Below are 11,671 nucleotides of genomic sequence, written 5' to 3'. Positions count from 1 at the left end.
ATAACCATAACCGAATCAAAGAAAAATTGAATGGGTTAAGTCCTGTCCAATACAGAATTCAAAATGGCTTTGCCGCATAACTTTTGTCCAACTTTTGGGGAGCACTTCAATGCGCCGTTCATCTTGACCGTTGACTGGCTCGGCTGGCTTTGCTATTTTTATCGAATTGCATATTGGTAAATTGCATTGATATGTACTTGGGTTGTATTCACGATTGGCACATTAACATCTTCGGGCTTTATGGCAAGTGGCAGCTCCGTACAGGCGAGAATGAGTGCATCTACATTTTCTTTTTCAATGTATTTATTTGCCAGTGCAATCATTTTCTCTTTATCACTAGGAATTACTATGCCATTCTCTAAATTGGGGTATATCAGTTTTCCTAATAGAGATATTATTTTTTCGCTATCGCCTTTACAAGTAACATCATCGGGCGGCGAAGTTCATCTTCCATACCCGGAATATCCATCATCTCTTTAGGCGGTTCTGCTTCCTCTACAACTTTAAGCTCAAACCCATTGTTCAGCAATCCCATTATAATCTGTGTAAGTGTGTGATGTTGTTTTACTACATCACATCCTAAAAAATGTGTATTTCGTTCTCCTGTTATAAAGTAATTATCAATCGCCCAATATTGCGGTTTCCCATCATCTGTATAAATCCAATCCTGCCCAACTCCTGCGGTAAAAACAGGGTGTTCGATATTAAAAAGAAAAATTCCACCTGGTTTTAATGTCCTATACACTTTTTGAAATATTTCCACTATGTCCTCTATATAGTGCAGAGCTAAATTAGATATAACACAATCCCATTCATTTTCTGGATAGTCATATTCCTCTAATCCGCTAATACGATATTCAATTTGATTTCCTGAATTGCGCTTTTGGGCTTCCTCAATCATTTTCTTACTTAAATCGATCCCTAATATTTTTGTAGCTCCTTGTTCTTCTGCGAACTTGCAGTGCCAGCCATATCCGCACCCCAAGTCAAGAACAGATTTTCCTTCTAACGAAGGAAACAAAGGTTTTAATTGATGCCATTCACCAGCAGCTTTTAACCCCTCTTTATCAATGACAATAACATTCCCTTGTGTTTCTTCAAGAATTGCTGATCGCAAACTCGTTTTCCCTGACCCTGGTTGCCCACCAAGTAAAAAAGCGGTTGGCGATTCAACCGCTTTTTTTCCTTGAACCAATTCTTCTAAATTATCATTTAAGCGATTTTCAAATTGTTTGTCAGTAAAATTGACTATATTTGCCATATTAAGCCACTTTCTCTTTATTCAAAACTTGTTTTGAATAGCGATTCATTGACCGCCAATACTCATGAACGGCTTGTAATTCTTCTAAAGAATAATCAAAAAGATTTACACGTTTTGCAAGCTTTAATTGGTTTAATAAATTGACTTCCAATAATTGAGAGTCATTTTTATTTAATTCATGATTCAAAACATAGTTTAATACTCGATTATAAACGCTTGCCGATAATTCGTTAATGATCTCTATTTCAAATGTTTTTTCATAAGTAACTGCCATTTCATTTTCACTCCTTTTAAAGTTTGTCAGGTAAATATTTCCGAATATATTCTTCTAAGGCTTTATCCATAACTTCTTTTACGTTTCCGCCATTCTTTGCTGTTTCGATTTTTATAATATGGTGCAAGTCAGCACGAACACGAACCGTCTTATCCCCCATAATATCTTTTTTTGCACTGATTGGTGTATCATTTCGTTTTGCTTTTTGTGCGCCTAAATTTCCCACAACCACTCACTTCTTTCTATTTCTTCTTACTCTTATTTTATCATCAACAATCACAAATCACAAGTGATTTGTGATTAATCACTTGTGATTTGTGATTCTATTCTTTTTCGTTTTCTAATTGAATGATTCGCTCAAGCATTTCAAAAAATACGTTCTCATACATAGATAAAATCAATATATCCCTTTTCTCCGATTTTTACAACGGCATTGTAGGACTTTCTATCTTTCGTTTTGATTCCTTTTACCAGGGTTTCTTTTCCCTCTAGTAATTCTTTTACATTTGTTTTGGTGAGTTTTTTCTTTCTAAAATGTTCAGCTAAAGTGAAGGTACATTCAGGATAATTTGAACAACCATAAAACGATTTTTTTAATACAATATTGTTGCCACACTTAGGACATTTTCCTACAAGGGGTCCCGAGCGCTTAGTGGGAATTTGTACCCCTTATCGATACAAATTCCCCGTAGGCGCTAGGGACCTCTTTAGCTCCTTGGAAGCTGTCAGTAGTATACCTAATAATTTATCTACATTCCCTTTAGTAACGTGTAACTTTCCAAATTTACAAAAGCGACTCATAGAATTATTTCCTCCCGTTAAATAATAGATAACTATTAAAAATAGACAATACTTGCTCATAAGTAACGGTACTTAAATTGTTTACTTTGGCGTGTTTCATTGCTTGATGAAACTGATTTTTAGTAAACAGTTGACGATATTCTCGATTGACCCATTTTGAAACAAAGTACGTATATAGCTTCCAATATTTATCTGGAACATCTGTGGTATGGCGGGTAAGTTTTATTAAGACACTGTTTACTTTTGGTTTAGGATGAAAGCATTCCGCTGGCAGCTTAAGCAATTGCTGAATCGAGACTTGAGTGTGCAAGAGCAACCCTAGTGTTCGGTGAATATCCAAGGTACGCTTGTAGAATCCTTCTTCAACAATCAGATAGATGTCAGACGCATGGCTTTCAAAAACCACTTTTTTAATAATTTGTGTGCTTAAATGGTAAGGAATACTCCCAACAATTTTATACCTCTGTTTGTTAGGGAATTGAAACTGTAGAATATCTTGGTGAATTAAAGTGACACGAGTATTCAGTTTTAATTTTTCTGACGATAAGTTGAATAGATGACTGTCTAATTCAATAGACGTTACCTGTTTACTTATTTTAGCCAGTTTCGTCGTTAAATGCCCTTTACCTGTTCCAATTTCGTAAACGGTATCGGTTTCTTTTAAATTCAATTGTTTTATTATTTGGTTGAGTACTTTTTCACTCGTTAAAAAGTTTTGAGAATATTTTATATTTTTGTTCATGTAATCACTCCTTCTTAATTACAAATTTTTAGCATCTAATTTAACTTCAATAGACTAATAACAATGTTTGGTCTTGCTTCACTTTGTGCTTGTCGGAAGCCTAAATAGTAACTGCGTTTTGCTTCGTGTCCGTCTGGCAACCGCTCAAATTGTTCATCAAGTTCTGATACACCTTCTTCGTTATAGCGTGGATCAAATTCTTCTAAAAAGTCTGCTTCCTCTACAACTTTAAGCTCAAACCCATTGTTCAGCAATCCCATTATAATCTGTGTAAGTGTGTGATGTTGTTTTACTACATCACATCCTAAAAAATGTGTATTTCGTTCTCCTGTTATAAAGTAATTATCAATCGCCCAATATTGCGGTTTCCCATCATCTGTATAAATCCAATCCTGCCCAACTCCTGCGGTAAAAACAGGGTGTTCGATATTAAAAAGAAAAATTCCACCTGGTTTTAATGTCCTATACACTTTTTGAAATATTTCCACTATGTCCTCTATATAGTGCAGAGCTAAATTAGATATAACACAATCCCATTCATTTTCTGGATAGTCATATTCCTCTAATCCGCTAATACGATATTCAATTTGATTTCCTGAATTGCGCTTTTGGGCTTCCTCAATCATTTTCTTACTTAAATCGATCCCTAATATTTTTGTAGCTCCTTGTTCTTCTGCGAACTTGCAGTGCCAGCCATATCCGCACCCCAAGTCAAGAACAGATTTTCCTTCTAACGAAGGAAACAAAGGTTTTAATTGATGCCATTCACCAGCAGCTTTTAACCCCTCTTTACTGCGGGACATCTTTGCATATTCTTCAAAAAACTTCTCATTATCGTATTCATTATTCATAACCTTAACATCTCCTATTTTATCCTTCGGCACCGCCGCCTCCAGGCGGCTCCCCAACTTCATCTGCTCGATAAATGGGAATTGCACCAAAACAATCTAAGACAACAATGCTGCCCTACTTGCGATTTTTTCTTGTACTGCGGAAACAGTTTCTTGAATGGAATAATTGGTCGTATCTACAACATTCGATTCATATATTCCCAGATTGCAAAATTGCTCCCACATTGTTTCTACCAATTCGATATTTGTTTTTCGGTCTAACTTTGAGCGTTCAACAGCCCGCTTTAAGGTTTCTTCCTTACTTGCCCTTAAAATAATATAATGCACCTCATAATGTTCCCGAACAAGAGCTTTCCATGGCTCCAAAAACCATGGCCCGACAATCCCATCTACAATTACATCATATCCGCCACGAGCATATCGCTTTGCAGCTTCTAAAAAGGCTTCAATGACAACCAGATTTTGCTCGTTGGATTCTGGCAAATGTGGTGGTATTGCGCCTTTGCTTAAGTAATGAAAAAAGTCATCGGTGTGCATATGCACTGATTTATCCATATCTGATTCCTTTGCGACAATTGACGCAGTTGTTGTTTTTCCTGTCCCCGGTGAGCCTGTAATCACAATAATTCTTCCTTGATTCATCTATATTTTACCTCCACAAATTTTGATTTGTTGATAACTCATTATATCATAATTCTTTCGGTACGTCAGCACGAAAATAAGTATGTGGTTTTTCGTAAAGTGGTCTTGTCAAATAGAAGCGGGGAGCCGGCTGTGAAGTGGAGTCCCATGGTTCCCTTATAGTCATAAGTTCGTTCTTTTCATTCATTGTAAACAGTGCTTCTACATGAAGCTGCATATAGTACGAGTTGCTTTTTCCCATTTTCTAATATTCTCCTACATTTATTTCTCTGCCTGTTCAATCATTTTCTTTACTAACCGCTGAAACAGGTCGGCGGTTTCCTCGTCCATCGGCGCAAGCTGTCCAATCTGTCCGGCTATCATCGCCGTTACATCGTCAATGGAAAGCGGTTTTTGTTTCTGTTCCGCCAGTGCGTCCCGCATGGCTTGGAACATAGCGGCGGTCACAGCTTCTCCCGGCTGTTCCCCGTTGTCTATGTCTTTCTTAATGTCCCGCAGGATAGCCAGGAACACATTTTTGATTTTTTCAATCTCCGCTTCATGTTCCCCCATCTTTTGGGCGTTCAAAAGCTGTAAATCCTGCTTCGCTTCTGCCCGGTGTTCCGGGTGTTCTTTCATCAGGTCGGACAGGGAAGCCGTTGCCATCTCGATAAGCTGGTTTCTTGCTGTTATGCCCTTTGCCGCCGTATCCTGAAAATAAATCCGTATCAAATCTATCAGCTTGGGAAAATTCCTGTGTTCCAACAGACGGTTGAGGATTTGCACATCAACAGCACCCGTCACAAGCCCCCTCACGGCCCCCTCTGACAAGCCTAATTCAGAAATATCGTAACTTTTACGGACGCTCACGGTAGACAAGCCCAGTATGTAGTCTGTCGATACCTTAAATTCCTTTGCCACACCTATGAGAATATCACTGCTTACCGTTCTTGTTTCGCCGCTGACAATGCGGCTCAATTGGGAAGCGGAAACGCCTATCTTCTCCGCAAGTTCCTTTTGTGTGATGTGGTTCCCGTTGCATAAATCGGAAATCCGCTGTCCGGGTGTTCCGGGTAAAGCCATAGACACGCACCTCCTCCGCATACTTCCATTATACAAGATAATTGCAAAAATGCAATTTCCAAAGTGTAAACTTCATCAAAATGCAATTCTCGCAAAAAGCCGGGATTTGCATTTTTTTCGTGTAGACTTAGGGTAGTTCATCGATGGACAGCACCTTGAAAACAGAATGACCGTCCGAAAAGAGAATACCACGGCTGGGGAAGCACCGCCAGGAGCCGGACTTTTGGACACTTTGTCCAGAGGTCACTTCGGGACAAAACGTCCCGAAGCTGCGGGGAGCGTGCCAACGCCGGAATACGCCGCTATTGTCGGGGCCCCCGCAAAGCCGCATGGCTTTGTGGGGAGAGGAGGAGCAGCGGAGCGAGTGAGTTTTGCCGCTTGCGGCGAAACGAGCGATACGCAGCTTGCGACGACGAGGCAGGAAACCTTTTCGGGGAGAACGGCAATGGAAAGCAAAATGGAGGGAACGCATGAGAGATAACCCCTATAAAGACTTGCCGCCGCTGGAACGCAGGCCGGACGGTTCCCTTTACCGCATGACACCGGCGCAGAAGAAACAGGCGGCCAGCCTGATACGCCGGGAGTGCTGTTGCTGTGAGGACGGCAACTGCATTGTCCTTGACGATGGGGACGCCTGCACCTGCCCGCAGACGGTTTCTTTCTCGGTCTGCTGTAAGTGGTTCCGCTGGGCGGTCTTGCCGCTGGACGGGACGCTGAAAGCGGAGATTTTCCGGGATAAGGACATGAAACGCTGTGCGGTTTGCGGCGGCGTGTTCGTCCCCAAATCCAACCGGGCTAAATACTGCCCGGACTGCGCCGCCAGAGTTCACAGGCGGCAGAAAACAGAAAGTGAACGGAAAAGGAGGTCTGCTGTGGACAGTTAGGAGCGGAAAAGCCTTGATTTATAAGGCTTCGCAGGCCCCAAACCGGGGCAGGTGGTATAAAGTATCGCCCGCCCCGGAAAACGGGCTTCTAACCGTCCACAAAACACGATATGACAAACACGATTTACATTCACCAGCCGGAACAGGCGTTCAGCTTCACCCGGCTCCCGAATTTTCTCTTTGAAGCCCCTACATTCAAGCCCCTGTCCAACGAGGCAAAGGTGTTGTACGCCTTTATCCTGCGCCGGACAGAGTTATCCCGCAAGAATGGGTGGGCGGACGAGTACGGGCGGATTTACCTGTACTATCCCATCTGCGAGGTAGTTGACCTGCTCCGCTGTGGGCGGCAGAAAGCGGTAAATACCATGCGGGAACTGCAATATGCCGGACTGGTGGAGATCCAGAAGCAGGGCTGTGGAAAACCCAACCGCATTTTCCCAAAATCCTATGAAGCGGTTCCGAACACCGACTTCAAGAAATCCCGTTCTGGTACGCCGGAGGGCTGAAAACCGTACCCATGAAGTACGGAAATCACTCCTGAGAAGTACGAAAACCGGACGGTATATAGAAATACAAAGATTAAAAAGATTGATTTATATTCTATCCATTCCAATCCTATCCGAGCTATTTTCTGCGGGATTTTCCCTGTGGAAAACCCCGGATAGGAAAGGAATGGGGAAAGGAGCAGAATGGCACAGCACGCAATTTTGCGTTTTGAGAAGCACAAGGGCAACCCGGCAAGGCCGCTGGAAGCCCATCACGAACGGCAGAAAGACCAATACGCCAGCAACCCTGATATTGACACCAGCCGGAGCAAATACAACTTCCATATCGTCAAGCCGGAGGGACGCTATTACCACTTCATTCAGAGCCGGATTGAGCAGGCCGGGTGCCGAACCCGCAAGGACAGCACACGGTTTGTCGATACGCTGATAACCGCCAGCCCGGAGTTTTTCAAGGGGAAATCCCCAAAGGAGATACAGGCGTTTTTCCAGAGGGCGGCGGATTTCCTCACCCACCGGGTAGGGCGGGAAAATATCGTGTCGGCGGTGGTACACATGGACGAGAAAACGCCCCACCTGCATTTGACCTTTGTTCCGCTGACAAAGGACAACCGCCTGTGCGCTAAGGAGATTATCGGCAACCGGGCAAACCTGACGAAGTGGCAGGATGATTTTCACGCCTACATGGTGGAGAAATATCCCGACTTGGAGCGTGGGGAAAGCGCCAGCAAGACAGGCCGGAAGCATATCCCCACCCGGCTTTTCAAACAGGCGGTTTCCCTCTCCCGGCAGGCAAGAGCCATTGAAGCCACACTGGACGGCATTAACCCGCTGAACGCCGGAAAGAAAAAAGAGGAAGCCCTCTCCATGCTGAAAAAGTGGTTCCCGCAGATGGAGAATTTCTCCGGGCAGTTGAAAAAGTACAAGGTCACAATCAATGACCTGCTGGCAGAAAATGAGAAGCTGGAAGCACGAGCCAGAGCCAGCGAGAGCGGCAAAATCAAAGACCGCATGGAGCGGGCAAAGCTGGAAAGCGAACTGCACGATATGCAAAGGCTGGTTGACCGTATCCCGCCGGATATACTGGCGGAACTGAAACGGCAGCAGCGGCAGTATGGAAAGGAAAGGTGATTTTATAAGTAACAATATCAGATACAAAAAGGAAACAGAAGTCGTGACTTTTCAGGGAAAGGAAATCACGCTGGAAAACCTCTCCCCGGTGTTCACGCCGGAGCAGGAAGCGACCAAACGCCGGGAACTGGAGCAGCAGCTTTATGAGGTGTTCCGCAAATATGCCGATAAGCGGCAGAAAGAGGAAGCCGGGGCATAAATCCCGAAGCCATCGTTGATTTGCGGGGCTGCTGGCGGTATAATAGAACTGTCAGCAGCTCCGTTTCTTTTTAAGAAAAGGAGCGACAAAATGAATAACAGGATAGACGCGATCTATGCAAGGCAATCGGTAGACAAAAAGGACAGCATTTCCATTGAAAGCCAGATTGAGTTTTGCAAATACGAATTGAAAGGCGGGAACTGTAAGGAATACACAGACAAAGGGTACAGCGGCAAGAACACAGACCGCCCGAAGTTTCAGGAACTGGTGCGGGATATTAAGCGGGGCTTGATTGCAAAGGTCATTGTTTACAAACTTGACCGTATCAGCCGTTCCATTCTGGACTTTGCCAACATGATGGAACTGTTCCAGCAGTACGATGTGGAGTTTGTGTCCTCTACGGAGAAGTTTGATACCTCCACCCCGATGGGGCGGGCTATGCTGAATATCTGTATCGTGTTCGCCCAGCTTGAACGGGAAACGATACAGAAGCGGGTGACAGACGCTTACTACTCCCGCAGTCAGCGGGGCTTCAAGATGGGCGGGAAAGCCCCTTACGGCTTCCACACCGAGCCTATCAAAATGGACGGTATCAACACAAAGAAGCTGGTGGTAAACCCGGACGAAGCGGCCAATATCCGGCTGATATTTGAGATGTACGCCCAGCCCACAACCTCTTACGGGGACATTACCCGGTACTTTGCCGAACAGGGGATTTTGTTCTACGGCAAGGAACTGATACGCCCCACACTGGCGCAGATGTTACGCAATCCCGTCTATGTGCAGGCGGACTTGGATGTGTACGAATTTTTCAAAAGTCAGGGTACGGTTATCGTCAATGACGCCGCCGACTTTACGGGGACAAACGGCTGTTATCTGTATCAGGGGCGGGATGTGAAGCCCAGCAAGAAAAACGACTTGAAAGACCAAATGCTGGTGCTGGCTCCCCATGAGGGCATTGTTCCGGCGGATATATGGCTGGCTTGCCGCAAGAAGCTGATGAACAACATGAAAATCCAGTCCGCCCGAAAAGCCACCCACACATGGCTGGCGGGGAAAATCAAGTGCGGGAACTGCGGATATGCGCTTATGAGTATCTTCAATCCGTCCGGCAGGCAATATCTCCGCTGTACGAAACGGCTGGACAATAAAAGCTGTCCGGGCTGTGGGAAAATCATCACTTCCGAACTGGAAGCGGTGGTTTACCAGCAGATGGTGAAGAAGCTGGAAAAGCACAAGACGCTGACGGGCAGGAAGAAAGCGGCAAAGGCCAATCCCAAAATCGCCGCCCTGCAAGTAGAGCTTCTCCATGTGGACAGCGAGATTGAAAAGCTGGTGGACAGTCTGACGGGCGCGAACAATGTCCTGCTCTCCTATGTGAATGTGAAGATAGCGGAACTGGACGGGCGCAAGCAGGAACTTGTGAAGCAGATAGCCGAGCTGACGGTGGAAACCATCAGCCCGGGACAGGTCAACCAGATTTCCGGCTACCTCGACACATGGGACGATGTATCCTTTGACGACAAGCGGCGGGTGGTGGATTTGATGATTACCACCGTTGCCGCCACAAGCGACAGCTTGAACATTACATGGAAAATCTGACGGGCGGTAATCCTCCCGTCAGACCGTTACCCTGTGTAGTCCCTTGTAAACTGTACTTTGCCTCAGTGTTAATATATTTTGTAAAGTCAACCGCTACCCCATTTACTGTCAGAGAAATCCCCTTATTTCTGTTTAGATAAAGATACCATGCAAAGGTTTTGAGCAAGCACTCGGCTAAAACTTCATATGACATATCTTCTTGGTGCAGATTATCAATTCCAGTAATAGTTACAACTGTACCTGTATCTGCATCAATTGGGGTAGGTTCTGAAATATCATACACATTTTTGTTTTCATCGTTTATTGAAATAGAATAGGCCACTTTTTTACCATTGCTATTGGCAACAGTTTTCCATGTTGCTCTTCGCGCAAAAGCATAGCATGAAAAGCGACCTTTTCCTTTATTTGCTTTAGATTTTAATTGTAAAGAAAGACTGTTCTTATTAGAAGCTAAAAAAGTGCCAAAGGTATCATCTATTGTTTCAAAGCAAATTCCATCACCATCGTCTTGGATAATAACTGATTCGATACCCCCTAAGCTATTGCTTGTGAAGGTAACAGATACATTCATGGCGTTTGCCTCAAACCCGTTCCAAATATATTCGCAGAGGGCTTCCTTATAATCTTTTGTAATACCAGATGTCTCTATACTCTGGCTTTTTACACACAGTTCCTTTTTCACTTGTCTGCCCCCTAATATTTATTCGCAACTATTATATTAGATATTTTTTTAAATGGCAACCCAAACAATTCCAATAAAAGCGTTTCAAACTGTGATAAGATAAGTAGCACGGTGTTTAGAGATTTGTCCTGTTTATATAGTTGCAGAAGTCAAAACAATGACTTGTGCAAATCGAGAAAAAGCGGAGTCATTGCGATATTCTCTATAGATCTGTAATGTACATATACTTCTCAAATATGGTTAGAAAAACACAGAAAGAAATTCCTATTAGTGTATATAACCAGATTATTCGTACAGATAACAATACCAAGATTGTTGCGCTGAAAAAATTTAATAAAAGCAAATAATTCTTGTATTTTCGCATAAATAGTATAAGTGTGAATTGTGGTATGTCTCTACGGAGCATACTTAAGGGGATCGGATGCGTCCGGTCCTCTTTTAATTTATTTCCGTTATTTAGTGGCTATTTCCCTCTTTCTATGATATTGTTCGTTTGCCAAAAGGAGGCGACGATATGCACAAAGCAAGCGCACTACTAACTGCGCTACACCCGGATATGAAGTTATCCAATTGAGGTCAAACATGTGGTCAACGCCAATTTTTGACCAGTTACCGGCGAGGGTGAAAGTGTTGTCAGGCCAGGTGTCTCAAGGCTTTCCGGGTTTCCTGAAGTCTGCGGCCCGAACCTGCGGCCTCGTGGTTCCAAACCGGCGAGCTGGTGTTTATTTGGTGTTTATGCTATTGAAAACAACTGTCGCCAATTTCAATAACAGACTATAAAAGTTGTAAAATTATAAATAATCGCATTAAAATGAAAGAATTAACGCTAAAAAAGTTATGATTTCTGCATTCGTAATGCGCAGGTCGCCGGTTCGAGTTCGGCCGCAAGCTCCACAAAAACCCGTTATTTCGAAAGAAATAACGGGTTTCAGTCTGTCGAGAAACCCGGCCTATGCGTCAGGCATAAGCCGGGTTTCTGGCGTATAAAGGCCAAAAAAGTACAAACATGAATGGAGAAGACTTCTCCTTCCACAACC

The 11,671-nt window shown here is 43.7% G+C and carries 16 protein-coding genes; 6 read left to right on the top strand and 10 right to left on the bottom strand.

Annotation, left to right across the window (positions count from 1 at the left end; genetic code table 11):
- A partial coding sequence (locus ACTQ34_RS16290; protein ID WP_441364704.1) for an IS3 family transposase occupies positions 1–80 on the top strand: 80 nt, incomplete at its 5' end.
- 78 nt (positions 81–158) lie between these two features.
- On the opposite strand, the gene ACTQ34_RS16285 is transcribed toward ACTQ34_RS16290, so the two are convergent.
- From ACTQ34_RS16285 to ACTQ34_RS16245, 9 genes are all read right to left on the bottom strand, one after another.
- Complete coding sequence (locus ACTQ34_RS16285; protein WP_370751961.1) at positions 159–350, bottom strand: aspartate/glutamate racemase family protein; 192 nt, start codon at positions 348–350, stop codon at positions 159–161.
- A 44-nt stretch (positions 351–394) separates the two neighbouring features.
- Entirely contained in the window at positions 395–1,261 is an 867-nt protein-coding gene (locus ACTQ34_RS16280; RefSeq protein WP_007857419.1) for a methyltransferase domain-containing protein, read from the bottom strand.
- Between the two features lies 1 nt (position 1,262).
- Positions 1,263–1,535 (bottom strand): antitoxin, encoded by a 273-nt coding sequence (locus tag ACTQ34_RS16275; protein ID WP_000301765.1) that lies wholly within the window; start codon positions 1,533–1,535, stop codon positions 1,263–1,265.
- A 16-nt stretch (positions 1,536–1,551) separates the two neighbouring features.
- A complete protein-coding gene (locus ACTQ34_RS16270) occupies positions 1,552–1,761 on the bottom strand; it encodes a peptide-binding protein (RefSeq protein WP_000527317.1) in 210 nt (69 codons plus the stop codon).
- 155 nt (positions 1,762–1,916) lie between these two features.
- Positions 1,917–2,195, bottom strand: coding sequence for a topoisomerase C-terminal repeat-containing protein (locus ACTQ34_RS16265; protein WP_074118312.1), 279 nt, complete (start codon positions 2,193–2,195; stop codon positions 1,917–1,919).
- 145 nt (positions 2,196–2,340) lie between these two features.
- Positions 2,341–3,078 carry a 23S rRNA (adenine(2058)-N(6))-methyltransferase Erm(B) gene (erm(B), locus tag ACTQ34_RS16260; RefSeq protein WP_002292226.1) on the bottom strand — a complete coding sequence of 246 codons (738 nt, stop codon included), beginning with the start codon at positions 3,076–3,078 and terminating at the stop codon, positions 2,341–2,343.
- Positions 3,079–3,113: 35 nt separating this feature from the next.
- Complete coding sequence (locus tag ACTQ34_RS16255; RefSeq protein WP_021416142.1) at positions 3,114–3,929, bottom strand: class I SAM-dependent methyltransferase; 816 nt, start codon at positions 3,927–3,929, stop codon at positions 3,114–3,116.
- A gap of 96 nt (positions 3,930–4,025) precedes the next feature.
- Positions 4,026–4,571, bottom strand: coding sequence for an AAA family ATPase (locus ACTQ34_RS16250; protein ID WP_007215980.1), 546 nt, complete (start codon positions 4,569–4,571; stop codon positions 4,026–4,028).
- A gap of 261 nt (positions 4,572–4,832) precedes the next feature.
- On the bottom strand, positions 4,833–5,633 hold the full coding sequence (locus ACTQ34_RS16245; RefSeq protein ID WP_007834095.1) for a helix-turn-helix domain-containing protein: 801 nt from the start codon (positions 5,631–5,633) through the stop codon (positions 4,833–4,835).
- A 470-nt stretch (positions 5,634–6,103) separates the two neighbouring features.
- On the opposite strand from ACTQ34_RS16245, the gene ACTQ34_RS16240 reads away from it, so the two are divergent.
- From ACTQ34_RS16240 to ACTQ34_RS16220, 5 genes are all read left to right on the top strand, one after another.
- Entirely contained in the window at positions 6,104–6,517 is a 414-nt protein-coding gene (locus ACTQ34_RS16240; protein ID WP_007215983.1) for a cysteine-rich VLP domain-containing protein, read from the top strand.
- Positions 6,518–6,627: 110 nt separating this feature from the next.
- Positions 6,628–7,023 carry a replication initiator protein A gene (locus ACTQ34_RS16235; RefSeq protein WP_007215984.1) on the top strand — a complete coding sequence of 132 codons (396 nt, stop codon included), beginning with the start codon at positions 6,628–6,630 and terminating at the stop codon, positions 7,021–7,023.
- A gap of 183 nt (positions 7,024–7,206) precedes the next feature.
- A complete protein-coding gene (mobV, locus tag ACTQ34_RS16230) occupies positions 7,207–8,151 on the top strand; it encodes a MobV family relaxase (protein ID WP_007215985.1) in 945 nt (314 codons plus the stop codon).
- A complete protein-coding gene (locus ACTQ34_RS16225; RefSeq protein ID WP_007215986.1) occupies positions 8,135–8,350 on the top strand; it encodes a hypothetical protein in 216 nt (71 codons plus the stop codon). Before mobV ends, ACTQ34_RS16225 begins: the two co-directional genes overlap by 17 nt.
- Before the next feature lie 90 nt (positions 8,351–8,440).
- A complete protein-coding gene (locus tag ACTQ34_RS16220; protein WP_007215987.1) occupies positions 8,441–9,952 on the top strand; it encodes a recombinase family protein in 1,512 nt (503 codons plus the stop codon).
- On the opposite strand, the gene ACTQ34_RS16215 is transcribed toward ACTQ34_RS16220, so the two are convergent.
- Complete coding sequence (locus tag ACTQ34_RS16215; RefSeq protein ID WP_441364703.1) at positions 9,936–10,634, bottom strand: ATP-binding protein; 699 nt, start codon at positions 10,632–10,634, stop codon at positions 9,936–9,938. The genes ACTQ34_RS16220 and ACTQ34_RS16215 overlap by 17 nt on opposite strands.
- Positions 10,635–11,671: the final 1,037 nt, after the last annotated feature.

The sequence above is a fragment of the Agathobaculum sp. LCP25S3_E8 genome, from assembly GCF_052117165.1.
Classification (GTDB): Bacteria; Bacillota; Clostridia; order Oscillospirales; family Butyricicoccaceae; genus Agathobaculum.
This window is presented reverse-complemented; position numbering and strand designations above follow the sequence as displayed.

What these genes read in the sequence shown, in the direction of transcription:
- ACTQ34_RS16240 (WP_007215983.1), top strand. Translation starts at nt 6,104, where the DNA reads ATGAGAGATAACCCCTATAAAGACTTGCCGCCGCTGGAACGCAGGCCG.
- ACTQ34_RS16225 (WP_007215986.1), top strand. Translation starts at nt 8,135, where the DNA reads ATGGAAAGGAAAGGTGATTTTATAAGTAACAATATCAGATACAAAAAG.
- ACTQ34_RS16250 (WP_007215980.1), bottom strand. Translation starts at nt 4,571, where the DNA reads ATGAATCAAGGAAGAATTATTGTGATTACAGGCTCACCGGGGACAGGA.
- ACTQ34_RS16275 (WP_000301765.1), bottom strand. Translation starts at nt 1,535, where the DNA reads ATGGCAGTTACTTATGAAAAAACATTTGAAATAGAGATCATTAACGAA.
- mobV (WP_007215985.1), top strand. Translation starts at nt 7,207, where the DNA reads ATGGCACAGCACGCAATTTTGCGTTTTGAGAAGCACAAGGGCAACCCG.
- ACTQ34_RS16220 (WP_007215987.1), top strand. Translation starts at nt 8,441, where the DNA reads ATGAATAACAGGATAGACGCGATCTATGCAAGGCAATCGGTAGACAAA.
- ACTQ34_RS16245 (WP_007834095.1), bottom strand. Translation starts at nt 5,633, where the DNA reads ATGGCTTTACCCGGAACACCCGGACAGCGGATTTCCGATTTATGCAAC.
- ACTQ34_RS16235 (WP_007215984.1), top strand. Translation starts at nt 6,628, where the DNA reads ATGACAAACACGATTTACATTCACCAGCCGGAACAGGCGTTCAGCTTC.
- ACTQ34_RS16280 (WP_007857419.1), bottom strand. Translation starts at nt 1,261, where the DNA reads ATGGCAAATATAGTCAATTTTACTGACAAACAATTTGAAAATCGCTTA.
- ACTQ34_RS16255 (WP_021416142.1), bottom strand. Translation starts at nt 3,929, where the DNA reads ATGAATAATGAATACGATAATGAGAAGTTTTTTGAAGAATATGCAAAG.